The organism is Nocardioides oleivorans, assembly GCF_004137255.1.
Taxonomy (GTDB): domain Bacteria; phylum Actinomycetota; class Actinomycetes; order Propionibacteriales; family Nocardioidaceae; genus Nocardioides; species Nocardioides oleivorans.
This window is the reverse complement of record NZ_SDWT01000001.1, coordinates 1,471,663-1,495,666: the sequence shown is the minus strand read 5'-3', so window position 1 is coordinate 1,495,666 and position 24,004 is coordinate 1,471,663. Positions and strand designations below refer to the sequence as shown.

Here is a 24,004-nt window from a genome sequence, read left to right as displayed (position 1 = left end):
CGTCAGTGGACGTGGTCCTGCCAGTCCGCAGGCACCCGGCCCGCGGGGCCGGGGACCGGCTGGTCGGCGGGGTGGCTCTGCGGGTCGCTGAGCCGCGGACCCACCACGCCGACCTCCTGCGCGAAGTCCCAGAACCAGTCCTCGCCGGGCTCGTAGCTCTGCATGACGGGGTGCCCGGTCTCCCGGAAGTGCTTCGTCGCGTGCTGCGCCGGGCTGCTGTCGCAGCACCCGACGTGGCCGCACTGGGCGCACCGGCGCAGGTGCACCCACCAGCCGCCGTCCTCGTCGCACTCCACGCAACCGGCGCCGGACGGGGCGACCTCGGGATCGATGCCTTCAGGGGTCGTGGCTGTCATGCCCCCAGCCTGCCCCGTCACCGGCCGGTCAGGAAGCCCTCCAGCCAGTGCGCCTCCCACGCCGGGATCTCCTGGCGCTCGAGGTCCGACCGTGTCGGGGCGTGCGGAGCCGTGCGGTAGCGACCGTCCTCGCGCTCGAGGTAGTGGTAGTTCACCAGCTCGCGGCGCAGGTAGGCGAAGTCCTCGTGCACGCCGGTCAGCACCTCGTTGACCTCCTTCTCGGGGTAGACCCGGCCCGGCTCGAACCGGGTCACCACCTCGAGCAGCACCGCCGCGCGGACCTTGCGCTTCGCCGGCACGCGCTCGATGCGCCCGTCGCTGAACAGCCGGGCGACCAGCCGTTCCTGCTCGGCCCGCGCGGCGTCGTACGCCTCCCTCTCGAGCGCCGAGCGGGCGGCCGTGTAGGTCTCACCGGTCTCGGCCATGCGGGTGCGCACGACGCGCTTGAAGTCACTGTCCCTGGTCATCGTCATCACCTTCGACTGCGCTGCGTCCCCAGTACGCCGCTGCAGCGGGCGTCGACGAATCCGTTGAGTGAGCTGCCCGAGGATCTGCTCCCCTTCGCCACCTCGCTGCGGACTGGGGCCGACGCGTGGGCTGGGCGCTGGACGGCGCCCTCGGAGTTGACCCTACCGCGTCGATCGGGTCGGGTGGAGGGAGCGGCGAGCCCATCGGGGGTCTCGCCACGACAGGAAGGCACGCCTTCATGCACCGCACCACCAGCAGGATCGTCCTGGCCGTGATCGCCTCGTTCGTCGCGATCATCGGCCTGTCCAGCCCCTCGCAGGCGGTCACCAAGCTGACCGACGCGCAGGCCGCCAGCCAGCTCTCCGCAGCCGGCATCAGCCGGGTCTCGACCGGCGGCTGCACCGACCGCAACGTCGGCAGCTGCACGTCCTACGACCAGATCAACCAGGAGACGGTCAGCGGCATCATCACCTTCAAGGGCGCCAGCGGCTGCGCGATCACCATCACCGGCGGCACCGAGACCGGCCACGCCGACGGTCCCAACAGCCACTGGAACGGCTACAAGGTCGACATCCGTCCGACCGACTGCGTCTCCGGCTTCATCACCAGCACCTACGCCTACTCGGGCGTGCGCGGTGACGGCGCCACCCTCTACACCGCTCCGTCGGGCAACGTGTACGCCCGCGAGGGCAGCCACTGGGACATCACCTACTACTCCTGCGGCGGCTGCTGAAATCAGGCAGACAGCGACGGCGGCGTGGTCCCACACTGGGGCCATGCCGTCGTCCAGCCAGTGGCTCGCGTTCCTCCTCGCGTCGTTCCTCTTCATCCAGGTGCCGGGCCCGAGCCTGCTCTTCACGATCGGCCGCGCGCTGACCGTCGGCCGTCGCGAGGCGCTGCTCTCCGTGCTCGGCAACGGCCTCGGCGTGCTGGTGCAGGTGGTCCTCGTCGCGATCGGCCTCGGCGCGCTCGTCGCGGCCAGCGCGGCGGCGTACACCGCGATCAAGGTGGCCGGAGCGGCGTACGTCATCTTCCTGGGGATCCAGGCGGTCCGCCACCGCGCCGACGCGCGGCTGGCGATGGTCGAGGCGACGCCGGTACGCCGGGGGCACCCGGTGCGCATCGGGCTGACCGTCGGCGCCACGAACCCGAAGACGATGGTCTTCTTCGTCGCCTTCCTGCCGCAGTTCATCGACCCGGGCGGCCCGGTCCTGGTCCAGACACTCGTCCTCGGGCTGGTCTTCAGCGCGATGGCGGTCATGTCCGACAGCACCTGGGCGATGGTCGCCGGTGCCGCGCGCACCTGGTTCGCCCGCCGGCCGCAGCGGCTCGACGTCCTCAGCGCCGGCGGTGGCACCATGATGATCGGCCTCGGTGCGACCATGCTGGCCACGGAGTAGCCGCCTACGCTGGCGCCCATGCGCACCCTGCTCGTCGCCCTGCTCCTGATGGCCGGCCTCTCGGCACCCGCCCACGCGGCCGAGCCGCAGCCGCTCCCGACGGGCACGGACGTCGACTACCAGCTCGGCGGCCCCGCCTACGTCCCCGACAACGTCGGGATCGTCGTGCGCGACCGCACGGCCGAGCCGGCGCCGGGCGTCTACAACGTCTGCTACGTCAACGGCTTCCAGACCCAGCCCGACGCCAGGCGCTACTGGCGCAAGCACCGCGACCTGCTCCTGCAGGACGGCAGGGGCCGGCTCGTGGAGGACGAGGCGTGGGGCGAGTGGCTCCTCGACGTCCGCACGAAGGCCAAGCGCGAGAAGCTGGCCGGGATCGTCGGCCGCTGGACCTCCGGCTGCGCCCGCGACGGCTTCGACGCCGTCGAGTACGACAACCTCGACTCCTACTCGCGCAGCCGCGGGCTGATCAGGGCGAAGCAGGCCAAGGCGTTCGCCCGACTGCTCACCGGGGCGGCCCACGAGTCCGGCCTCGCGGTCGGCCAGAAGAACTGGGCCACCCTCGACGGCACGAGGCTCGGCTTCGACTTCGCCGTCTCGGAGGAGTGCGGGCGCTACGACGAGTGCGGCGACTACGTCGAGCACTTCGGCGACCAGGTGCTCGTCGTCGAGTACCGCGCGCGGGACTTCGCGAGGACCTGCGACCAGTGGGGCCCGATGCTCTCGGTGGTCCTGCGCGACCTCGACCTCAGCCCCGACGGCGTACGCCGCTGGTGCTGAGGCCGGGCCACGACGGGGTCAGCCCACGGCCTCCGGCTCGCGCGCCTTCTGCCTGCGGCTGGCGATGAGGCTCGTCGTGACGGTGACGGCGAGGATGCCGACGATCACGAACAGCGAGGCGAGGGTCGGGACGTCGGGGATCGACGGCCAGACCAGGTGGGCCCAGTGGAGGACCAGCTTGAACCCGATGAAGCCGAGGATCGCGGCCAGGCCGTAGCTGAGGTGGACCAGCGCGCTGAGCGCGCCCTCGAGCACGAAGTAGAGCGCGCGGAGCCCGAGCAGGGCGAAGGCGTTGGTCACGAAGACGAGGTAGGGGTCGCCGGTGATGCCGTAGACGGCGGGCACCGAGTCGACGGCGAAGACGATGTCGGTGGCGAACACGGCGGCGGTCACGAGGGCGAAGGGCGTCAGCATCCGCACGCCCTTCTCGACGACGGTGAGCTTGGCGCCGTCGTACTCGTCACTGACCGGCATGAACCGGCGCAGCAGCTTCACGATGCGCATGTCGGCCACGTCGACCTCGTGCTCCTGGCCGCGGATCGCGTCGCGCAGGAGCTTGATGCCGGTGAGCAGCAGCACGCCGCCGAAGATCAGGAACACCCAGTCGAAGCGCGACAGCGCGGCCGCACCGAGGGCGATGAAGATGCCGCGCAGCACGAGCGCGCCGATGATGCCGTAGAGCAGCACCCGCTGCTTGAGCACCTCGGGCACGGCGAAGGCCGCGAGCAGCAGCATGAAGACGAACAGGTTGTCCACGCTCAACGTCTTCTCGACGAGGTAGCCGGTGTAGTACTCCAGCCCCCGGTCGCCGCCGTGGGCGTTCCAGACGTAGAGGCCGAACGTCAGCGGCAGGGCGACGTAGAACGCCGACCAGGCCAGGGCCTCCTTCATCGACACCTCGTGGGGCCGCCGGGTGGCGACGAAGTCGACGACGAGCAGGGCCAGCACCACGCCGATGGTGATGAACCACAGGGTGGGGGAAGCGATGGACGACATGGGTCTCCTCAGGAATTCAGATTCGTGCCATTTCCTGAGGTCTCCCCCACCGCTTCCGAGAGCGGTCTCCGCCGGGGTGCCTGCGGAGGCACCGTACTGACCGACGAATGTTGGGCGGGGTACTCCCCTCGTGCACAAGACTAATTGAACAGGCAAGGGCCGCGCCAATCCTCGAAGCGCCGTAGTGTCGCCGGCATGAGCAACCCGGTCGAGACAGTGGAGTACGACGTCGTGGTGATCGGCGGCGGCCCGGCGGGCGAGAACGCCGCCCAGTACGCCGTCGAGGGCACCGAGATGTCCGCGGCGATCGTCGAGCGCGAGCTGCTCGGCGGCGAGTGCAGCTACTGGGCCTGCATGCCCAGCAAGGCGCTGCTCCGACCGATCGCGGTCGCGGACGTCACCGCCGACCTGCGGGGCGTGTCGACGGCCACGGTGAAGCCGAAGGGCCTGCTGAAGCGCCGCGACTACTGGGTCTCGAGCTACTCCGACGCCGGTCAGGTGTCGTGGGCAGAGGGCGCCGGACTGGCTGTCGTCCGCGGCGACGGGCGGCTCGCGGGCGAGAGGACCGTCCGGGTCGGCGACACGATCGTGAAGGCGCGGCAGGCCGTGGTGATCGCCACCGGCAGCGAGGCACGCGTCCCGGAGATGTACGCCGACGCCCTCCCGTGGGACTCCCGCGACGCGACCGGTGTCGTCGAGGTGCCCGACCGGCTGGTCATCGTCGGTGGTGGCGTGGTCGCGTGCGAGGCGGCGATCTGGATGCACGCCCTCGGATCGGCCGTGACCCTGGTCGTGCGTGACCGGCGGCTGCTCGGTCGCACCGAGCCGTTCGCCGGCGAGGCCGTGCTCACGGGGCTCCGCGAGCGCGGGATCGAGGTGCGGCTCGGGATCGAGGTCACCGCCGTCCACCGCGACTCACCCGACGCGACCGGCATCGGGAAGGTCCACGGGGGTGCGGTCACGCTGACGACCTCGGACGGCGAGATCGAGGCCGACGAGGTCCTGCTGTCCATCGGCCGCGCGCCCCGACTGTCCGACATCGGCCTGGACTCCGTCGGGCTGGAGCCCGACGACGTGACGGGCGGCCGGCTCCCCGAGTGGCTCCACGCCGTCGGCGACGCGAGCGGCGGCCCGCCGCTCACCCACTGGGGCAAGCACCAGGCGCGCGTGGTCGGCGCCCGGATCGCCGCGGCCGCCGCGGGCGAGATCGCCTGGGAGCCGGACCGCGAGGCGCCGGTGCCGCAGGTGGTCTTCAGCGATCCCGAGGTCGCCTCCGTCGGCATGACGGAGGCCGAGGCCCGCGAGGCGGGCCACGACGTCGTGACGACGCGCGTGCCGACGTCGTCCGCCGCGGGCACCGGGCTGCTGCGCGACCACGTCGTCGGCGACGCCCAGCTCGTCGTCGACGCCCAGACGCGGCTCCTGCTCGGCGCGACCTTCGTCGGCCCCGAGGCCGGTGAGCTCGTGCACGCCGCGACGGTGGCCGTCACCGGCGGGGTCCCCGTCCACGTGCTGCGCCACGCCGTGGCGTCGTACCCCACCGCGGCCGAGCTCTGGCTCCGGCTGCTCGAGGAGCTCCCGCGCGAGTTCCGGACGCCACCCGCCACCTGAACGAGGCCCAGCGGGTGTTTCGTCCGCGGCGCGCCCGCCCCGCTGGTTGAGCAGGGCGCCCAGCGCCCGTGTCGAAACCAAGGTCGTGTGTCCGGTCGACCGTGACCACGGATCACGGTGTCTTTTTGCGCCTCCGCTTCGCTTCGGCGCGTGTCCGCGGCGCCGGAGGCCCGCTCGTGCGTCCTCGTTGCCGCGCTCTCCTCCGCTTCGCTCCCCCGAACGCAGCCCTCGTCCTTACTTCACGGGCGCGCCGCGGACGAACCCCCCGCCGACGACCGGCGGCCAGCGTCACCCCTGCTCGACTTCACGGGCGCGCCGCCGACGGAAACCCGCCGACGATCGGCGGTGGGCTCAGCCCCGCTCGCGGAGGTACCTCCCGAAGTGGGGGACGGTGAAGGCGATCCGGCCGCGCTCGCCGGAGTAGACCAGGCCCTTCTTCAGCAGCGAGTCGCGGGCGGGCGAGAGGGACTGCGGCTTCTTGCCGAGCGCAGCGGCGACGTCGGCGCTGGGGACGGAGTCCGGGTCACCGAGTGCGACGGCCACGTCGGCCATCGCCATCAGGTAGTCGCGCTCCCCCGGCGTCGCGCGCTCGTAGCGCGAGCCGAAGAAGCCGACGGCCAGCTCCGACTCGGCCTCGGGTGCGGCGACCGCGACGTCGGCGGCCGTGATCGGCGAGCGGGGCGCGAGGTCCCAGACCGCCTTGCCGTAGGCCTGGATGAAGTACGGGTAGCCGCCGGTGGCGTCGTACATCGCGGCCAGGGCCTCGGGCTCGAAGGCTGCGTCCTCCGACGCGGCGGGCGCCTCGAGGGCGTGGTCGGCGGCCTCCCGGGCGAGCCGGTCGATCCGCTGGTAGCGGAAGAGCCGCTCGCTGTAGGACTTGCTGGCGCTGAGCACGGCCGGCAGGTGGGGCAGCCCGGCGCCGACGACGATCACGGGCAGTCCCGACTGGCTGAGCTCGTGGCACGCCGCGCACAGCGCGGACACGTCGTCGGGCCCGAGGTCCTGCATCTCGTCGACGAAGATGCCGATGCCCTTGCCGACCTCGGCCGCGAGCCCGCCGAGATCGGTGAAGAGCTCGACGAGGTCGATCTCGATGTCGCCGGAGTCGGCCCGACCGCGGACGGCGGGCGCGTCGATGCCCGGGCTCCACTGGTCCTTGAGCTTGGCGTTCGCGCCGGCGTCGCGGTGGGCGAAGGACTTGATCACCCCGAGCACGTGGTCGACCGACTCCTCGTCCCCCGACCGACCGAGCTCGCGCACGGCCTGGTGCAGGGCGCTGCTCAGCGGGCGCCGCAGCCCCTGGCCGGGACGGGCCTCGAGCTTGCCGGTCCCCCAGCCCTTGCGCACGGCGGTCCCGCGCAGCGCGTTGAGCAGCACGGTCTTGCCGACGCCGCGCAGCCCGGTCAGCACGAGGCTGCGCTCGGGGCGCCCCTTGGCAACCCGCTCGAGGACGACGTCGAAGGCGGAGAGCTGCTCGTCACGCCCGGCGAGCTCGGGCGGGCGCTGGCCCGCGCCGGGGGCGTACGGGTTCCGGATGGGGTCCACGATCGGACGCTATCGCGGAATCTAAGGCGTTCTGTAGAGACATGGATACTCGGCGAGTCGCGCAAAGAGTGGAACGACCACATCCGTGACCGAGCCGCAGGCACCGCACCCCGCGCAGTCCATCTCCTACCCCGCCGAGTCCAGGCCGTCGTCGCGCTACGCGCAGGAGCAGCTCGATCCCCACGTGATCGTGCTCTTCGGCGCCACCGGCGACCTCGCCCGCCGCAAGCTGCTGCCCGGCATGGCGCACCTCGTCCTGTCCGACCTCGCCCCCGACATCCGCATCGTCGGCACGTCGCTGGAGGACATGAGCGACGAGGAGTTCCGCGCGTTCGCCCGCTCCGCCGTCGAGCAGTTCGGGCACAAGCAGCTCAGCCCCGAGCAGTGGGACCTCTTCGACGACAACCTCACCTACGTCGCCCAGTCCGCCGGCCCCGCGGCGCTCGCCGCCGCGGTCGAGCGCGCCGAGCAGGCGCTCGGTGGCGACGTACGACGACTCCACTACCTCTCCGTGCCCCCGAAGGCGGCGCTCCCCGTGATCGACATGCTCCGCGAGGCCGACCTCGTCGCGCGGGCGCGCGTGGTGATGGAGAAGCCGTTCGGCACCGACCTCGCCAGCGCGATCGCGCTGAACGCCCGCGTCCACGAGACCTTCAAGGAGTCGCAGGTCTTCCGGATCGACCACTTCCTCGGCAAGGAGGCTGCGCAGAACATCCTGGCGTTCCGCTTCGCCAACGGCCTCTTCGAGCCGATCTGGAACCGCAACTTCATCGACCACATCCAGATCGACATCCCCGAGACGCTCGGCCTCGACCAGCGCGCCAACTTCTACGAGTCGACCGGCGCCTACAAGGACATGGTGGTCACGCACCTGTTCCAGGTGATGGCGTTCGTCGCGATGGAGCCGCCGACCGCGCTGGAGCCGCGGGCGATCTCGGAGGAGAAGAACAAGGTCTTCCGCTCGCTGCTGCCGATCCGGCCGAGCACGGTGGTGCGCGGGCAGTTCACCGGCTACACCAGCCTCCCCGGCGTCGCACCCGACTCCGACACCGAGACCTTCATCGCGATGGAGTGCCGCCTCGACAACTGGCGGTGGGCGGGCGTGCCGTTCTACCTGCGCACCGGCAAGGAGATGGCCGAGGGGAAGCGGATCATCTCGATCGCCTTCAAGGAGGCGCCGCGATCGATGTTCCCGGCCAACTCCGGCGTCGGACAGTCGGGGCCGGACCACCTGACCTTCGACCTCGCCGACGAGTCCAAGGTGTCGCTGTCGTTCTACGGCAAGCGTCCCGGCCCCGGCATGCGGCTGCAGAAGCTCTCGATGCAGTTCTCCACCGGCGAGACCGAGTCGGCCGGCGACGTGCTCGAGGCCTACGAGCGGCTGATCCTCGACGCGATGCGCGGCGACCACACGCTCTTCACCACCGCCGAGGGCATCGAGTCGCTGTGGGACCGCTCGGCGCAGCTCCTCGACAACCCGCCGCCGGTGAAGCCGTACGCCCCCGGGACCTGGGGGCCCAACGCCATCCACCAGCTCGTCGCCCCCCACGCGTGGCGGCTCCCGTTCGAGCGGGAGTGGCGCGCGAAGAAGTAGCCGGGGGCCGTCGTGGGACGGGCGATGACGAAACGCCCGGTCAGGTCTAGATTCCGAGGACGCGACGTTCTTGGGAGGGATCCGTCCATGGCCGGTCTGAGTCAGCAGCTCCTGCGGAGGAAGCCCTTCGCCCAGCCACGCGGAGCCCACGACGGGCCCGAGCTCGCCCGGACGCTCGGCACGTTCTCGCTGATGATGTTCGGCGTCGGCGCGACCGTCGGCACCGGCATCTTCTTCGTGCTGCAGGAGGCCGTGCCCGACGCCGGCCCCGCGGTGATGGTCTCGTTCCTCGTCGCGGGCGTCGCGGCCGGCCTGTCGGCGCTCTGCTACGCCGAGCTCGCCAGCTCGATCCCGGTCAGCGGGTCGACGTACTCCTTCACCTACCACTCGATGGGCGAGCTGATGGCGATGGTGATCGCCGCCTGCGTGCTCCTGGAGTACGGCGTCGCCGCGTCCGCGGTCGCGGTCGGGTGGAGCGGCTACTTCAACGAGCTGCTCAACAGCCTCTTCGGGTTCCAGCTGCCCGACGCGCTGTCGTACTCCCCCGTCCCCTACGAGGACGACGTCACCGGCCTGGTCAACCTGCCGGCCGTCGTGCTCGTCTTCCTCTGCACGATCCTGCTGATCCGCGGCGCGAGCGAGTCGGCGAAGGTCAACACGATCATGGTGCTGATCAAGCTCGGCGTGCTCCTGCTCTTCGTGGTCGTCGCGCTGACCGCGTTCCGCGCCGACCGCTTCGACCACTTCTTCGCCTCCGGCTCGGCCGGCATCAGCGCGGCCGCCGGCACGATCTTCTTCTCCTTCATCGGCCTCGATGCCGTGTCGACGGCGGGCGAGGAGGTGAAGGACCCGCAGCGCGCCCTGCCACGCGCGATCATGGGCGCGCTCGTCATCGTGGTCGGCGTCTACCTGCTCGTCGCCTTCGCCGGCGTCGGCTCGCAGCCGCTGGCGGAGTTCTCCAGCGACGAGCAGCAGAGCGCCGGGCTGTCGGTCATCCTCGAGAACATCACCGGGTCCTCGATCCCCGGCACGGTCGTCGCCGCGGGGGCGGTGATCTCGATCTTCTCGGTGACGCTCGTGACCCTCTACGGCCAGACCCGCATCCTCTTCGCGATGGGCCGCGACCGGATGCTCCCCGACCGCTTCGCCTCGGTCGACTCCCGCACGATGACCCCGACCTTCAACACGATCGTGGTCGGTGTGGTCGTCTCCCTGATCGCCGGATTCGTGCCGGCCGACTACCTCTGGGACACCGTCTCCATCGGCACCCTCGTCGCCTTCAGCGTGGTCGCGATCAGCATCCTCATCCTCCGCCGCACCCAGCCCGGCCTCGAGCGCCCGTTCCGGGTGCCCGGCTATCCCGTGACCCCGGTCATCACGGTCGTCGCCTGCGTCTACGTCCTCTCCGGCCTGGCCGCCATCACGTGGGTGATCTTCAGCGTCTGGCTCGCGATCGTGCTCGCCTTCTACTTCCTGTGGGGCCGTCGGCACTCCCGCCTCGAGAGCGGCGACCACGAGGGAGCCACGCGGTGACCCTCGTGGTCGGCTTCGCCCCCGGCAAGGACGACCGCTCGGGCCTCGAGCTCGGCGCGCTGCTCGCGCGCTCCGACGGCGACGACCTCCGCATCGTCACCGCCGCACCCGCGAGGTGGCCGACCCCGGTGGCCGGCGGCACCGACCGCGAGTACGCCGACTGGGCGCGCGCGCACGGCGAGGCAGCGGTCGCCGAGGCGACCGCCCTCATGGCGCAGATCGACCCGGACGTGCGGGTCAAGGCCGCCTGGGTCGAGGGCCGGTCGGCCTCCTCGGTGCTGCTGTCGCAGGCCGGGAAGCACGGCGCGCGCGCCGTCGTGGTCGGCTCGGGGCAGGCCGGCGCCTACGGCCAGGTGCACCTGAGCTCCACGGCCGACGTGCTGCTGCACTCGGCGTCCGTGCCCGTGGCGATCGCGCCGCGCGGCTTCGACGCACCTGCGGGGTCGACCGTCACCCGCGCCACCTGCGCGTTCCGCGGCGACGAGCAGTCGCGTCGTACGTTGGCCGCGACCGCCGAGGTCTGCGCCCGCACGGGCGCTGCGCTGCGGGTCGCGACCTTCGCCGTGCGGGGCCGCACGATGTACCCGCCGGAGACCGGCCTGCGCGACGAGGACATGGTGATGGAGGCGTGGATCGAGCAGACCAACGCCCTCCAGGCCGAGGCGCTCGCCACGATCGGCGAGCCGCGCCCCGACGACGTGCGCGCCGTGGTGGCCGACGGCCGCACCTGGCAGTCCGCGATGGACCGCCTCGACTGGCAGCGGGGCGACCTCCTGGTGGTCGGGTCGTCGCGGGCCGGGCTCGCGTCACGACTCTTCCTCGGGCCCAACGCGACGAAGATCCTGCGCGCCTCGCCGGTGCCCGTCCTCGTCGTGCCGTGAGCCGCTAGCCCGCCCGGCTCGGCCGCTCGACCCGCGCGACGCGGTCGCGGGCGCTGTCGTAGGCCTCGTCGAGGCCCTGACGCAGCAGCCCGATCAGGTCGGGCACCTCGTCGGCGGCGAGCCGGAACGTGCCGGCGCAGACGTTGTCGCGCCACAGCGACAGCACGACCAGCTGCGAGTCCTGGTGCCAGGTCACGCGCAGCGAGCGGTCCTCCCCGCGCGGATCGAGGAAGACCCCGCCGGTGCGAGGTGGGTGCTGCTGGGCCATGTCCCATTGTGACCCGGCACACAACTTCCTGCCTAGACTCGACGTCATGCCCGAGCTGCCGGAGGTCGAAGCCCTCGTCCAGGACCTGCGCGGACGGCTCGTCGGCCGGGCGATCAGCAGGGTCGACCTCACCGCCTTCAGCGCGCTCAAGACGTTCGACCCGCCGCTGCACGCGCTGCACGGCACGCTCGTGGACAGCGTCACCCGGCACGGCAAGTTCCTCGACATCGACGCGAGCGGCGTGCACGTGGTCATCCACCTCGCGCGGGCCGGCTGGATCCGGTGGAAGGACGAGGTCCCCGCGCTCCCGGCCCGGCCGAACCCGAAGAACCCCCTGGCCGCCCGCATCGTCATCGACGACCCGGACCTCGACGTCCAGCCCGGGCTCGACATCACCGAGGCCGGCACCAAGAAGGGCCTGGCGATCTACGTCGTGCGCGACCCGCAGGAGGTCGAGGGCGTCGCCCGCCTCGGCCCGGACCCGCTGTCCGACGACTTCACCATCGACGTGCTGCGCGCGATCCTGGCCAAGGAGGGGCGCAAGCAGATCAAGGGCGTGATGCGGATGCAGTCGATCATCGCGGGCATCGGCAACGCCTACTCCGACGAGATCCTGCACGCGGCGAGGATGTCGCCGTTCAAGCCGGCCAACAGCCTCGAGGAGGACGACGACCTCCAGACGCTGTACGACGCCATCCGCACCACGCTGGGCGACGCGGTCGCCCGGTCGAGCGGGCTCGCAGCCAGCGAGCTCAAGGGCGAGAAGAAGAGCAACCTCGCCGTCCACGGCCGTACCGGCCAGAAGTGCCCCGTCTGCGGCGACGTCGTGCGCGAGGTGTCGTTCGCCGACTCCAGCCTGCAGTACTGCCCGACCTGCCAGACCGGCGGGAAGCCCCTCGCGGACCGGCGGATGTCGAAGCTGCTCAAGTAGCGGCCGGCCGACCGAGCAGACATAGCAAAAGGTGCCGGTCGGCCTCACCCCCGTGACAGACCGACCAGCACCTTCACGTCAAGTCTAACCTGACGGACGGCGATCTTCTCACGCCGTGGCGCCGTTGTCTCCCGTTTTCCTGGCGAACCTCTCCCAGGCCGCCTGGCGCGAGACGCCGAGCGTGCGGCCGATCTCGGCCCACGACACCTTCCGCTCGCGCAGCAGGTCGACCCACTCGCGTGCGAAGGCCTGGTTCTGCTCGGCCGAGGCCATGATCTGCGGGAGCACGGCCAGGACCTCGGCGTCGCTCATCGAGTCCCACGGGAAGGCGCGGGACGCGGCCATCGCCTCGTCGTCGTGGAGCGTCGCGTGGAAGTCGTCGACGCAGGTGCCGCACACCTGCGCACCCAGCCCGCCGATCAGGGGCACATCCGTGCCCGGGCCACCCGGGGTGGCGCAGAAGGAGCAGATCCTGCCCTCACGCGTCACTGACATTGCGTCCACTCACCTCTCACGATCCCCGCAAGGAGGGTACCCCTGCGGTGGTCGGACGTCCGTCGAACGGCGACCTCGCCGGACGTGGTGTGCGACCCTCCGGTCAGGGCGTCTCGCTGGGCATCTCCGGCATCTCGAGGTCGTCGAGCGGGTTGCCGCACGTGTCGGTGAGGTAGGTCGCGAAGGCGGTCGCCTGCTCCTGCGCCTCCTCCGAGGCCCCCTTGCCGCCCTGGGCGAGCTCGTCGAGCTTGTCGATCGAGAAGTCGTCGGCGTCGATGCTGTTGGCCTGGTCGACCAGGTCGTCGAACCCGGCCCGCGCGTCGTCGGTGATGTCCTCGGGGGTGCCGACGGCCTCGAGCTTGTCGGCCCAGTCCTTGACCGCCGTGGCCATCTGCTCGTCGCTCGGGACGTCGCTCATGTCGCCCATGAGGTCGGCGAAGAGGTCCGAGTAGGTGCTGCAGAAGTCGTCCTTGCTGGCGTCGGTCGGCGCGCCGTCACTGCCGCTCCCGCTGCCACCGCCCCCGCAGGCCGACGTGGCGACGCCGACCATCAGTGCGGCGCTGGTGAGGGCGAGGCGGGTGCGGATCGTCATGCGCGCACGCTACTCGTCCACCCGGAAGGCGGGCGGCAGCGGGACGTCGAGGGACTGCTCGAGCTGCTCGAGGTACTCGGCGCGCGGACGTCGTACGACACCCAGGGAGGCCAGGTGCGGCGTCTGCCACTGCACGTCGAGCACCCGGTGGTCGGCGTGGGAGTCGCGCAGGACGTCGACGAGGCCGAGCAGCGCGACCTTCGAGGCGTCGCGGTCGCGGTGGAACATCGACTCGCCGGCGAACAGCCCACCGATGCTGACGCCGTACAGCCCACCGGCCAGCTCACCGTCGCGCCACGCCTCGACGGAGTGCGCCCAGCCGAGGCGGTGGAGACGACCGTAGGCCCGGACGAACGCCGGGGTGATCCAGCCGTCCTCGCGGTCCGGGCTGCCGCACCGGGCCACCACCTCGTCGAAGGCGGTGTCGATCCTGATCTCGAAGTCGCGCGCCGAGCGTCGCAGCGACCGGGAGACGCGGATCCCGTCGAGCGGCAGCACCCCGCGCTCGACCGGGGAGAACCAGCCGAGCTGCTCGTCGCCCTCGAGCGTCACCGGCATCGGGAACAGCCCGAGGCCGTACGCCGTCAGCAACGTGCCGCTGTCGAGGTCCGCGCCGAGCGCGACGAGGTCGTCGTCGGGGTCCCACGTCGAGTGGTGCGGGAAGGCCCAGGGCGTCGGATCGGGGGCGATGGGCACATTTCGCACCGTAGCGAACAACCTTTCACCCGGGAACGCCGTCTCCCACCGGACCGGCCCCACGCGCACGCCCGGAGGACCCCGATGAGACGCACCGCGACCGCCACCGCCCTGATCGGCATCGCCGTGACCGCCCTGGCGCCGGTCGCGGCCGCAGCGCCCGCCCGGGCGGCCGAGACCTGCGACGGCAAGGTGCCCACGATCGTGGTGCCGGAGTCGACCTCGTTCCCGATCACCCCCGTGCAGGGCACTGCCGGCGACGACGTCATCCTCGGCTCCTCGCGCAGGGACGTGATCGAGGGGCTCGGCGGCAACGACACCATCTGCGGGCTGGCCGGTGCCGACCGCATCTTCGGTGGCGAGGGCGACGACCGGCTCTTCGGTGGCCTCGACGAGGACTACTACCCCGACGACGGCTACTACGGCGACCACCTCGCTCCCGGCCCCGGCGACGACTTCGTCGACCTCGGCCACGACCCCGCCTCCGAGGACATCTGGTGGGGCGACCGGCCCTACTTCGACGTCGTGGCCTTCGAGGACGCACCCGGCCCGGTGACGGTCGACCTCGGCGCCGGGACCGCCACCGGCGAGGGCACGGACACGATCGCCCCGCTCGTCTCCAACGGCGGCATCGCGGGATCGGCGTACGACGACGTGCTGATCGGCTCTGCCGCGGACGACTTCATCACCGGCGGCGCCGGCGAGGACCGGATCGAGTCCGCCCAGGGCGATGACCTCGTCTATCCCGACGCCGACTGGCTGTGGGCGGTCGAGGGCCGGGGGGACGGCCTCCTGTCCGGTGACGACCGGGTGTCCGCCGGTCCGGGCGCCGACGAGGTCATCTCCTACCGGGGCGCCGACGACCTGGACGGCGGCGCGGGCAACGACGCCCTCTCCGCGATGGGGCGTGACCAGGGCGCGAGGCTCGACGGCGGGTCGGGCAGCGACTACCTGGCGAGTGCGGGCGGGTCGGACCTCTTCGGCTTCGGCGGCCTCGACGCCCTCGAGGTCTTCGTCGTGGGCCGCGGCGACGTCCTCGACGGCGGGCCCGGCGTCGACCGGCTGACCTTCGGCGCGTCCCGGACGGTCGTCCCCCGGGGGTCACGGCTCACCGTGGACCGCTCGCGCGCACGGATCGCGGTCGACGGCCGGAAGATCGCCGGCTTCGTGGACCTCGAGGGCATCGACTTCAACCGCGCACCGCGGCTGCGCCTGCTGACGTACGTCGGTGGACGCGGCCCCGACCACGTCGACGGCAGCGCTGCGCGCCGGGTGCGGGCGTGGGGACGCGGAGGTGACGATCGCCTGCTCGGGTCCGGCGGACGCGACCTGCTCGACGGCGGCCCCGGACGCGACGTGCTCGACGGGCGCCAGGGCCGGGACCGCTGTCTCGCGGGCGAGCGCCTGAGGTCGTGCGAGGTCCGCCGCTGACCGGGACCGTACGATCGAGGCATGGGCCTGAAGGAAACCGTCGGACGCCAGCTGGCGCCGAGGATCCAGGAGATCGCGCCGGGCGCGACCTCGACCTTCGTGCGCGAGGCGTTGCGGCGTGCGATCGACGGAGTCGGACCGCTCGCACCGGCGTCCGTCGCCGCCGACAAGCAGCTCAAGGAGCAGGGCGGCAACGTCGAGCGCGCCATCCACGAGGTCATCGAGAACAACGTCCGCATCGCCGGCGCCCAGGGCTTCGCCACCAACCTCGGCGGCCTGGTCACCATGGCCGTCGCCATCCCGGCCAACATCACCGGCCTGGCCCTGATCCAGTGCCGGATGGTCGCGGGCATCGCCCACCTGCGCGGCCACGACCTCTCCGACCCGCGCGTGCGCAACGCCATCCTCGCGCTGCTGCTCGGCGAGGAGCAGGTCGCCGAGCTGGTCTCGAAGCGCAAGCTCCCCGCCACCCCGATGGCGCTCGCCACCGCGCCCGCCCACGACCCGACGCTCGACGGCACGATCTCCGCGGTCGTGGCCACCGACATCATCACGCGCGTCGCCGGCAAGCGACTCGCGACGACCGTGGGCCGCCGCGTGCCGGTGATCGGCGGGGTCGTCGGGATGGGTGCCGACGGCTACGCCACCTGGAAGGTCGGCCGCTACGCCGACCGGGAGCTGCTGCAGCGCCGGAAGTGAGGCCTCAGCCCCGCCGGCGCACGCGGCGGTAGGCGTCGAGGGTCCCCCGCCCGGCGGCGGAGTCCTCGAGGGTGGTGACGATCTTCCGCCTCGCGCGGTACGTCGCCGTCGTACGCGCGCGGTCACGCTCCTCGCGCGCCTCGCGCAGCTCCTCGTGCAGGCGCTCCTCCACGTCGCGGAGCCGGGCGGCCTCGACGAGCAGGGCCCCGATCGCGTCGAGGGCGGGCGGCAGGAGCTGCTCGGCCGTCGTGGTGTCGGGGTCGGCGAAGGTGCCGGGCTCGGGGCCGACCAGGTCCTCGAGCGAGCCGGAGACGTCGTAGCCCCGCTCCTCCAGCACCGCCACCCAGCCGCGGGAGAGGTCCTGCGCCCACGCGTGGTCGTCGGGCGAGAGTCCGAGACGGGCCGAGTCGATGCTGCGCGACAGCGTCTGGTGGGCGAGCACCTCACGCACGAGCGGGCGGTAGTCGGGCGGCGCGATGATCGAGGTGACCCGCTGGTTGATGGTGCGCAGCAACGACGTCTCGGGCACGCCGAGCGAGGGGTTCTCGCGCTCGGCGGTGAGGTCGAGCTCGATCCCGGCGAGTCCGAACGTGTGCGAGAACCGGCGCCACAGCTCGCCCCGGTCGGAGCCCGACGGCGGGACGGTCACCAGGTGGACCCGCTCGGCCGGGAGGCTCGAGCCCCAGCGGTCCAGGATGTCGGGGACCTCCTGCACCGCCCAGAACCACGACCCGATCTTGGAGTCGCGGCCGGGGTCGCGGATCGTCTCGAGGAACTTCGCGTAGGTGATGTGGCTGCGGTGCTTGACGTTCTCCTGCCACTCCGCCGGGATCTGGCGGACCAGGTCGCGCACCGACAGCACCAGGTGCACCTCGGCGTCACCGAGCGAGGCGAGCGCGCGCTCGACCTGCGTCGGCGTCGCGCGGGCGAAGATCTCGTGGCTGATGATCGCGGTGCCGTGCCACTCGCGCACCTGCGCGGCGAGCCGGTCCCACGCGCCGACGGCCTCGGTCTCGAGCCCGCCCCACGGCAGGGTCATCAGGTCGAGCGCGGCGAGGAAGTGCGCGTCGAACCGGTCGGCGGGGTAGAGGATGTCGTGCTCGCGCAGGACCTCCTGGTTGCGGAAGAGCACGTCCTGGAGGTAGGACGTGCCGGTCTTGGGGCAGCCCACGTGCAGCAGGACCCGCCTGCTCATCGCTCCACCCCTCTCGTGCGCCAGCTCGGGTCGGCGACCATCCTGATCGCCAGGTCCAGGACCTGCTGGTCGCCGACGGCCGGTGACGGCGTCTCGGCCCGAGGTGCGAGGTCGGCGAGGTCGCCGACGACAGGGTAGCCAGCGCGGGCGATGTTCCTGCCCATCCGGGCCGCCGACTCGGCGACCCACTCGCGCTCGCGGGCCGGTACGACGACGGGCGCGGCGCCGCTGCCGGGCATCCGCCGCTGCAGCGTCCGCATCAGGCCCGGGCGCTCGCCGGCCGGGACCTTGAGGCCCACGACGGAGGCGATCCGCCGGGCCAGCTCGGCCTGGTCGGCGCCGGGCACGCGCACCTCCGGGAGGTGGCGTACGCCGAGCTGGCGGGGCAGTCGGTCGATGTCGGTGACGATCCGGACGAAGGGCCGGCGCGCGTTCCAGCGCAGCACGGACGCGAGGAGGTCGGTGCGGGCGGGCAGCTGGTCGCGCTCGCGCCAGAACCGCAGCCAGTCGGCGAACGGCTTGGTGCCGGTCTCGAAGCAGCGCTGGGTCCAGGTCCGGGCGAGCAGCTCGTCGAGCGGAGCGCCGACGGCGACGAGGAACGGACGCGGGCCACCCTCGGGACGTCCCAGGGCGAGCAGGTGCTCGCGCAGCTCGGTGGCCGTGACCGGGTCACCGACGAGGCGGAACCGGCGGCGCCACGGCCGCGCCCAGCTCGACCGGGCGGGGTCGGCGCCGAGGGAGACGAGGTCGTCGGCCAGCAGCACGCTGGCCACCCGCAGCAGCTCGCGGGCGCCCACGTGCTCCGGGTCGACGGCGCGCGGACCGAAGCCGGTCCCGCCGTCGAGGCCCACGAGCGGGAGGTCGGCCTTGCCCCGACCGGCCGCCGGTGCTGCGAGGACCCGGTCGGCGAGGACGGCCGTGGTCGCTCCTGCGCTCGCCACGTTGACCCGCCGCAGCAGCTCGAGCTGCTGGGCGCCCGGGAGGGTGCGCGAGGTGGGCGCGCCAGGCGCGGACGGGCCGCCGGACCACGCCAGCCAGGGCGTCGTACCGCCCTCCCGCAGGTGCGCTACCCACCCGTGCGCGCGTGCGGCGTCGACCTCGCTCAACGGTCGCGCAGCCGACGGGCGGCGGTGCGCACCCGCTTGGTCATCGGGCCGCCCTTGGCGCCTGCCTCTGCGGCCTCCTTCGTCATCACGGTCAGCGCGTCGAGAGCGGCGCTCAGCTCGAGCTTGGCGCGGACCCGGTCGGGGTTGCGCCACTCCTCGTCCTCGGCGGGACGACGGGGTCGCAGGTCGTCGAGGTCACCGACGACGTCCACGCCGCTGCCCTTGATCCACTCGATCCAGCGCTCGCCCTGCTCCTCGGCGAAGTCGTAGCGCTCGGGCGGCAGCCGCACCGGGATGGCGTCGCGCGCCACGAGCACCTCCTGCGCGAGGATCTCGCGGATGAGGTTGTCGTAGGTCGCGTCACGATGCATGCCGAGCTCGAGGCGCCGGTTCAGCTTGCGGAGCAGCGAGGTCTCGGCGATGCCGAGCGAGCGGTTGTCGCGCTCGGAGTCGAGGGGCGCCCACGCCGGGTCGATGCCGAAGGCACGGCAGAAGCGCTGCCACAGCTCGTCGCCGTCGGGTCCGCGGTCGTGCGGCACCGTCACGACGTGGATCCGGTCGGGCGACATCTTGGAGCCCCAGGCCGTGAGGACCTCGGGAAGGTCGAGCGCCTGGCGGAAGAAGAACGGCTTGCCGCCCTCGTAGCGGTTGAGGAAGCGGTTGAACCCCCACTTGCGGCCCTGCTTGATCGACTCCTGCCAGGCCGCCGGCACCTGGCGGGCGAGGTCGCGCGCGGAGTAGACGATGTGGACGTCGTTGCCGGCGAGGTCGTTCATCGCCTTGGCGATCTTGTCCGGCTTGGCGCCGGCGAGGATCTCGTGGCTGATGACGACGTTGCCCTCGGCGCGCCTGACCCTCCGCACCATCGCGTCCCACGCGCCCTTGGCGTGCCCGGGCGAGCCGCCCCAGTCCTGGTCGAGCAGGTCGAGGGCCGCGCGGAAGTGGAACATGTCGGACGTGCCCGGCCGGGTCGCCGGGATGGTCACGCCGTGGCGCGCCAACGACGGGGCGTTGATCCGCAGCCGGTCCTGGAGGTACGTCGTCCCGGTCTTGGGGGCACCGATGTGCAGGTGGACCACGCGGCTCATGGGGCTGATTGTGCCCGAGCCCGGCTAGTCCGCGGAGGAGAGGGCTCGTACGACGGCGCTGGGGCTGGGGCGCCCGAGGTGGCCGGCCATCCAGGTGCTGGTCGCGACGACCGCGGCGAGGTCGACGCCGTGCGCGATGCCGAGGCCGTCGAGCATCCAGACGAGGTCCTCGGTGGCCAGGTTGCCGGTGGCCGACTTCGCGTAGGGGCAGCCGCCGAGGCCGCCGGCGCTGGCGTCGAAGGTGGTGATGCCGGCCTGGAGCGCGGAGAAGGTGTTGGCGAGCGCCTGGCCGTAGGTGTCGTGGAAGTGCATGGCCAGCCGGTCGGTGCCGACGCCGGCGTCGGCGAAGGCCGCGACGAGCGCCTTCACGTGCCCGGCGGTCGCGACGCCGATGGTGTCGCCGAGGCTCAGCTGGTGGGCGCCGAGGTCGAGCAGCCGGGTGCCGGCGGTGACGACCTGCTCGATCGGCACGGGGCCCTCCCACGGGTCACCGAAGCACATCGAGACGTAGGCCCGCACGTCCATCCCCGCCTCGCGGGCACGGGCGACGGTCGGCTCGAACATCGCGAACTGCTCGTCGAAGGTGCGGTTGAGGTTCTTGCCGGCGAAGGTCTCGGTGGCGCTGCCGAAGATGGCGACGTGCTCCAGGCCGAGCTCGAGCGCCCGGTCCAGGCCGCGCTCGTTGGGCACGAGCACCGGGAGGTGCCGGCCCTCCTCGCCCAGGTCGGCCATCAGCTCGGCGGCGTCGGCGAGCTGCGGCACCCACTTCGGGTGGACGAAGCTGGTGGCCTCGACGATCGGGAGCCCGGCGGCCACGAGTCGTCGTACGAACTCGGCCTTGACGTCGACCGGCACGATCGCGGACTCGTTCTGCAGGCCGTCGCGCGGTCCGACCTCGTAGATCGTCACCCGCTCGGGCATCCCGTCCGCGGGGACGGTCGTCGGGAGGCTCACGACTCCTCCACCGTGAAGAGGACGGCGCCGAGCTTCACCAGGTCGCCCACCGTCGCGCCGACGGCGGTGACCGTGCCCGCGAAGGGGGCCTTGAGCGCGAGCTCCATCTTCATCGCCTCCATCACACCCAGCGTCTCACCCTCGGCCACGGCCTGGCCCTCGGCGACGTTGACCGCGAGGACGGTGCCGGGCATCGGCGCCACGAGCGTGCCGTCGCCGGCGGTGGCGGCCGTGTCGGCGAACGGGTCGGGGCGGGTGAAGACGAAGCGCTGGCCGTGCAGGACCACCTCGACGGCCGCCGTCGTCACGCCCACGAAGGCCGCAGCGGGACGGGTGTCGGGGCCCACGTCGACCAGCTCGCCGCCCACGACGACCCGCACGGGAGCCGGGTCGCCGCCGGACCGCCAGCCGTCGGCCCGCCACGGCCCGCCGGTGCGGACGGGGACGAGCGCGGCGGCAGCGAGCCGTCGGGCCTCGGTGTCGTCGGGAGGGGGTACGTCGTGGTGGTCGAGCCAGGCGGTGTCGAGGGTCGCGTCACGCAGCTCGTCGCTCGCCACCAGGGCGCGGAGGAAGCCGGTGTTGGTGGTGAGGCCCGCGACCTCCGTGCGGTCGAGCGCCCGGACCAGGCGGTCCCGGGCCTCCTCCCGGTCGACGCCCCGGGCGATCACCTTGCCGAGCATCGGGTCGTAGGCGGTGCTGACCTCCTGCCCGCCCTCGAGCGCGTGGTCGACGCGGATGCCCTCCCCGAGCGGCCACGCGACGTGGGTCGCGACGCCGGCCTGGGGCAGGAAGCCGTTGAAGGAGTCCTCGGCGTAGACGCGTGCCTCGATGGCGTGGCCCTCGAGGGTGATCCGGTCCTGGTCGATCCCGAGCGGCTCGCCTGCCGCGACCCGGAGCTGGAGCTCGACGAGGTCGACCCGCTCGCCGTCGACCCGGGTGACCTCCTCGGTCACCGGGTGCTCGACCTGGAGGCGGGTGTTCATCTCGAGGAAGTAGAACTCCCCGGTCGCGTTGTCGAGCAGGAACTCGACCGTGCCGGCGCCGGTGTAGCCGCACTGCCGCGCGAGGGCGACCGCCGACGACGTGATCGCGGCCTGCTGCCCGGCGGTGATGGTCGGCGCCGGCGCCTCCTCCAGCACCTTCTGGTGCCGACGCTGCGTGGAGCAGTCGCGCTCGAAGAAGTGCAGCACCGTGCCGTGGGTGTCGCCCATGACCTGCACCTCGATGTGCCGGCCGGACTCGACGTACTTCTCGACCAGCATCGTGTCGTCGCCGAACGACGACGCCGCCTCGCGCCGCGCGGCGGCCAGCGCCTCGTCGTACTCGCCGGGCGAGCGCACGACGCGCATGCCCTTGCCGCCACCGCCGGCGGCGGCCTTGACCAGCACGGGATAGGCGAAGGTCGAGGGGTCGCTGCCGGGTCCGTCGAGGGAGTACGACGGCACCACCGGCACCCCGGCCGCCGTCGCGACCTCCCGGGCGGCGTCCTTGCGTCCCATCGCGTCCATCACGTCGGCCGACGGGCCGACCAGGGTGATGCCCGCCTCGGCCAGGGCGCGGGCGAAGGGCGCGCGCTCGGACAGGAAGCCGTAGCCGGGGTGCACGAACCCCGCGCCGGACTCGCGCGCGGCCGCCACGACGGCGTCGATGTCGAGGTAGGACCCGAGCCGCACCGCCCGGTCGGCGGCGCGCACGTGCATCGCGTCGGCATCGAGGTCGGTGTGGATGGCGACGGTGGCCCAGCCGAGCCGCCTGGCGGTCCGCATGACCCGCAGCGCGATCTCGCCGCGGTTGGCGATCAGGACGGTGTTCATCGCGCTCACATCCGGAAGATGCCGTAGGACGGCTCGGGGATCGGGGTGTACGACGTCGCGGCGAGGGCCATGCCCAGCACCCGGCGGGTGTCGGCGGGGTCAATGATCCCGTCGTCCCAGAGCCGGGCGGACGCGTAGTAGGGCGAGCCCTGGGTCTCGTACTGCTCGCGGATCGGAGCCTTGAACGCCTCGACGGCGGCCTCGTCCTCGAGGTCGGTGCGCACGGTGGCCAGCACCGAGGCGGCCTGCTCGCCGCCCATCACCGAGATCCGCGCGTTGGGCCACATCCACAGGAAGCGCGGGTCGTAGGCGCGCCCGCACATGCCGTAGTTGCCGGCGCCGAACGAGCCGCCGATGACGACGGTGAACTTGGGGACGACGCTGCACGCGACCGCGGTGACCAGCTTGGCGCCGTCGCGCGCGATGCCCTTGTTCTCGTACTCGCGGCCGACCATGAAGCCGGTGATGTTCTGCAGGAACACCAGCGGGATCCCGCGCTGGTTGCACAGCTCGATGAAGTGCGCGCCCTTGAGCGCCGACTCGCTGAAGAGGATGCCGTTGTTGGCGACGATGCCGACCTCGTGGCCGTGGATCCGCGCGAAGCCGCACACGAGCGTGTCGCCGTACAGCTTCTTGAACTCGTGGAAGCGGCTGCCGTCGACGACCCGCTTGACCACCTCGCGCACGTCGTAGGGCGTGCGGGTGTCGGTGGGCACGACGTCGTAGAGCGACTCCGGGGGCTCGTGCGGCTCCTCCACCTCGGCGGCCGGCACCCGTGCGGGAGTCGCAGCGGGAAGCGTGTCCACGATCGAGCGGACGATGGCCAGCGCGTGCGCGTCGTCCTCGGCGAGGTGGTCGACGACGCCGGAGGTGCGGGCGTGCACGTCGCCGCCACCGAGGTCCTCGGCCGTGACGACCTCACCGGTCGCGGCCTTCACCAGCGGCGGTCCGCCGAGGAAGATCGTGCCCTGGTTGCGCACGATCACGGTCTCGTCGGACATGGCCGGGACGTAGGCGCCGCCGGCGGTGCACGAGCCCATGACGCTCGCGATCTGCGGGATCCCCTGGGCCGACATGTTGGCCTGGTTGAAGAAGATCCGGCCGAAGTGCTCGCGGTCGGGGAAGACCTCGTCCTGCATCGGCAGGAACGCCCCACCGGAGTCGACGAGGTAGATGCACGGGAGGTGGTTCTCGGCGGCGATCGTCTGCGCGCGCAGGTGCTTCTTCACCGTCATCGGGTAGTAGGTGCCGCCCTTGACGGTCGCGTCGTTGGCGACGACGACGCACGGGCGCCCGGACACCAGGCCGATGCCGCTGACCACGCCGGCGGAGGGAACGGCGTAGTCGTCGGCGTCCTTGCCGTACATGCCGTAGGCCGCCAGCGGCGCGAGCTCGAGGAACGGGCTGCCGGGGTCGAGCAGCCGGTCGACGCGGTCGCGGGCCAGCAGCTTGCCGCGGTCGGTGTGCTTGAGGCGCGCCGCCTCCGAGCCGCCCTGGCGGACCCGGGCCAGCCGGGCGCGCAGGTCGTCGACGAGGTCGCGCATCGTGGGGGTGGCTACGGTCTCGGGCAC

The 24,004-nt window shown here is 72.3% G+C and carries 24 protein-coding genes; 10 read left to right on the top strand and 14 right to left on the bottom strand.

Annotated elements, in window-relative coordinates; genetic code table 11:
* Nucleotides 1-2: 2 nt before the first annotated feature.
* Together EUA93_RS07175 and EUA93_RS07170 are read right to left on the bottom strand one after the other, a co-directional pair.
* Nucleotides 3-356, bottom strand: coding sequence for a UBP-type zinc finger domain-containing protein (locus EUA93_RS07175; RefSeq protein WP_129399498.1), 354 nt, complete (start codon nucleotides 354-356; stop codon nucleotides 3-5).
* Between the two features lie 17 nt (nucleotides 357-373).
* Nucleotides 374-823 carry a DUF2087 domain-containing protein gene (locus EUA93_RS07170; RefSeq protein ID WP_129399497.1) on the bottom strand — a complete coding sequence of 150 codons (450 nt, stop codon included), beginning with the start codon at nucleotides 821-823 and terminating at the stop codon, nucleotides 374-376.
* Nucleotides 824-1,062: 239 nt separating this feature from the next.
* Between EUA93_RS07170 and EUA93_RS07165 the strand changes: the two genes are divergently transcribed.
* Genes EUA93_RS07165 through EUA93_RS07155 form a run of 3 tightly spaced genes read left to right on the top strand, consistent with a single transcriptional unit; the run spans nucleotide 1,063 to nucleotide 3,004 of the window.
* Nucleotides 1,063-1,557: a hypothetical protein gene (locus tag EUA93_RS07165; RefSeq protein ID WP_129399496.1), complete on the top strand. Its 495-nt coding sequence runs from the start codon at nucleotides 1,063-1,065 to the stop codon at nucleotides 1,555-1,557.
* A 43-nt stretch (nucleotides 1,558-1,600) separates the two neighbouring features.
* A complete protein-coding gene (locus EUA93_RS07160; protein ID WP_129399495.1) occupies nucleotides 1,601-2,224 on the top strand; it encodes a LysE family translocator in 624 nt (207 codons plus the stop codon).
* Between the two features lie 18 nt (nucleotides 2,225-2,242).
* Complete coding sequence (locus tag EUA93_RS07155; RefSeq protein ID WP_129399494.1) at nucleotides 2,243-3,004, top strand: endo alpha-1,4 polygalactosaminidase; 762 nt, start codon at nucleotides 2,243-2,245, stop codon at nucleotides 3,002-3,004.
* 18 nt (nucleotides 3,005-3,022) lie between these two features.
* On the opposite strand, the gene EUA93_RS07150 is transcribed toward EUA93_RS07155, so the two are convergent.
* Entirely contained in the window at nucleotides 3,023-4,000 is a 978-nt protein-coding gene (locus EUA93_RS07150; RefSeq protein WP_129399493.1) for a TerC family protein, read from the bottom strand.
* A gap of 195 nt (nucleotides 4,001-4,195) precedes the next feature.
* Here EUA93_RS07150 and EUA93_RS07145 point away from each other — a divergent pair, with 195 nt between their 5' ends.
* Entirely contained in the window at nucleotides 4,196-5,611 is a 1,416-nt protein-coding gene (locus tag EUA93_RS07145; RefSeq protein ID WP_129399492.1) for a dihydrolipoyl dehydrogenase family protein, read from the top strand.
* A 351-nt stretch (nucleotides 5,612-5,962) separates the two neighbouring features.
* Here the strand turns inward: EUA93_RS07145 and EUA93_RS07140 are convergent, their stop codons facing one another.
* Nucleotides 5,963-7,156, bottom strand: a complete 1,194-nt coding sequence (locus EUA93_RS07140; RefSeq protein ID WP_129399491.1) for an ATP-binding protein — start codon at nucleotides 7,154-7,156, stop codon at nucleotides 5,963-5,965.
* Nucleotides 7,157-7,241: 85 nt separating this feature from the next.
* Here EUA93_RS07140 and zwf point away from each other — a divergent pair, with 85 nt between their 5' ends.
* The 3 genes from zwf (at nucleotide 7,242) to EUA93_RS07125 (ending at nucleotide 11,164) form a co-directional block, all read left to right on the top strand.
* Nucleotides 7,242-8,750, top strand: coding sequence for a glucose-6-phosphate dehydrogenase (gene zwf, locus EUA93_RS07135; protein ID WP_129399490.1), 1,509 nt, complete (start codon nucleotides 7,242-7,244; stop codon nucleotides 8,748-8,750).
* A gap of 87 nt (nucleotides 8,751-8,837) precedes the next feature.
* On the top strand, nucleotides 8,838-10,283 hold the full coding sequence (locus EUA93_RS07130) for an APC family permease (protein WP_129399489.1): 1,446 nt from the start codon (nucleotides 8,838-8,840) through the stop codon (nucleotides 10,281-10,283).
* On the top strand, nucleotides 10,280-11,164 hold the full coding sequence (locus tag EUA93_RS07125) for a universal stress protein (RefSeq protein WP_129399488.1): 885 nt from the start codon (nucleotides 10,280-10,282) through the stop codon (nucleotides 11,162-11,164). The genes EUA93_RS07130 and EUA93_RS07125 overlap by 4 nt, the downstream gene beginning before the upstream one ends.
* Before the next feature lie 4 nt (nucleotides 11,165-11,168).
* Here the strand turns inward: EUA93_RS07125 and EUA93_RS07120 are convergent, their stop codons facing one another.
* Nucleotides 11,169-11,432 (bottom strand): hypothetical protein, encoded by a 264-nt coding sequence (locus EUA93_RS07120; protein ID WP_129399487.1) that lies wholly within the window; start codon nucleotides 11,430-11,432, stop codon nucleotides 11,169-11,171.
* A gap of 46 nt (nucleotides 11,433-11,478) precedes the next feature.
* Here EUA93_RS07120 and EUA93_RS07115 point away from each other — a divergent pair, with 46 nt between their 5' ends.
* Complete coding sequence (locus EUA93_RS07115) at nucleotides 11,479-12,363, top strand: Fpg/Nei family DNA glycosylase (RefSeq protein ID WP_129399486.1); 885 nt, start codon at nucleotides 11,479-11,481, stop codon at nucleotides 12,361-12,363.
* A 108-nt stretch (nucleotides 12,364-12,471) separates the two neighbouring features.
* On the opposite strand, the gene EUA93_RS07110 is transcribed toward EUA93_RS07115, so the two are convergent.
* The 3 genes from EUA93_RS07110 to aat form a co-directional block, all read right to left on the bottom strand.
* On the bottom strand, nucleotides 12,472-12,858 hold the full coding sequence (locus EUA93_RS07110) for a hypothetical protein (RefSeq protein WP_129399485.1): 387 nt from the start codon (nucleotides 12,856-12,858) through the stop codon (nucleotides 12,472-12,474).
* A 103-nt stretch (nucleotides 12,859-12,961) separates the two neighbouring features.
* Entirely contained in the window at nucleotides 12,962-13,450 is a 489-nt protein-coding gene (locus EUA93_RS07105) for a hypothetical protein (protein WP_129399484.1), read from the bottom strand.
* Between the two features lie 9 nt (nucleotides 13,451-13,459).
* Nucleotides 13,460-14,146 carry a leucyl/phenylalanyl-tRNA--protein transferase gene (aat, locus tag EUA93_RS07100; protein ID WP_338036343.1) on the bottom strand — a complete coding sequence of 229 codons (687 nt, stop codon included), beginning with the start codon at nucleotides 14,144-14,146 and terminating at the stop codon, nucleotides 13,460-13,462.
* An 84-nt stretch (nucleotides 14,147-14,230) separates the two neighbouring features.
* Here aat and EUA93_RS07095 point away from each other — a divergent pair, with 84 nt between their 5' ends.
* Together EUA93_RS07095 and EUA93_RS07090 are read left to right on the top strand one after the other, a co-directional pair.
* Nucleotides 14,231-15,577 carry a calcium-binding protein gene (locus tag EUA93_RS07095; protein ID WP_129399482.1) on the top strand — a complete coding sequence of 449 codons (1,347 nt, stop codon included), beginning with the start codon at nucleotides 14,231-14,233 and terminating at the stop codon, nucleotides 15,575-15,577.
* A gap of 21 nt (nucleotides 15,578-15,598) precedes the next feature.
* Nucleotides 15,599-16,276 carry an EcsC family protein gene (locus tag EUA93_RS07090; RefSeq protein ID WP_129399481.1) on the top strand — a complete coding sequence of 226 codons (678 nt, stop codon included), beginning with the start codon at nucleotides 15,599-15,601 and terminating at the stop codon, nucleotides 16,274-16,276.
* A 4-nt stretch (nucleotides 16,277-16,280) separates the two neighbouring features.
* Here EUA93_RS07090 and EUA93_RS07085 read toward each other — a convergent pair whose 3' ends face one another.
* The 6 genes from EUA93_RS07085 to EUA93_RS07060 are packed head-to-tail and all read right to left on the bottom strand — an operon-like array spanning nucleotide 16,281 to nucleotide 24,004.
* Nucleotides 16,281-17,471: a hypothetical protein gene (locus EUA93_RS07085; protein WP_129399480.1), complete on the bottom strand. Its 1,191-nt coding sequence runs from the start codon at nucleotides 17,469-17,471 to the stop codon at nucleotides 16,281-16,283.
* Nucleotides 17,468-18,577 (bottom strand): hypothetical protein, encoded by a 1,110-nt coding sequence (locus tag EUA93_RS07080; protein ID WP_129399479.1) that lies wholly within the window; start codon nucleotides 18,575-18,577, stop codon nucleotides 17,468-17,470. Before EUA93_RS07080 ends, EUA93_RS07085 begins: the two co-directional genes overlap by 4 nt.
* A complete protein-coding gene (locus EUA93_RS07075) occupies nucleotides 18,574-19,665 on the bottom strand; it encodes a hypothetical protein (protein WP_129399478.1) in 1,092 nt (363 codons plus the stop codon). The genes EUA93_RS07080 and EUA93_RS07075 overlap by 4 nt, the downstream gene beginning before the upstream one ends.
* A 24-nt stretch (nucleotides 19,666-19,689) precedes the next feature.
* Nucleotides 19,690-20,619: a hydroxymethylglutaryl-CoA lyase gene (locus EUA93_RS07070; protein ID WP_242497272.1), complete on the bottom strand. Its 930-nt coding sequence runs from the start codon at nucleotides 20,617-20,619 to the stop codon at nucleotides 19,690-19,692.
* Nucleotides 20,616-22,433, bottom strand: a complete 1,818-nt coding sequence (locus tag EUA93_RS07065) for an acetyl/propionyl/methylcrotonyl-CoA carboxylase subunit alpha (protein ID WP_129399477.1) — start codon at nucleotides 22,431-22,433, stop codon at nucleotides 20,616-20,618. The genes EUA93_RS07070 and EUA93_RS07065 overlap by 4 nt, the downstream gene beginning before the upstream one ends.
* Before the next feature lie 5 nt (nucleotides 22,434-22,438).
* Nucleotides 22,439-24,004: a carboxyl transferase domain-containing protein gene (locus EUA93_RS07060; RefSeq protein WP_275937862.1), complete on the bottom strand. Its 1,566-nt coding sequence runs from the start codon at nucleotides 24,002-24,004 to the stop codon at nucleotides 22,439-22,441.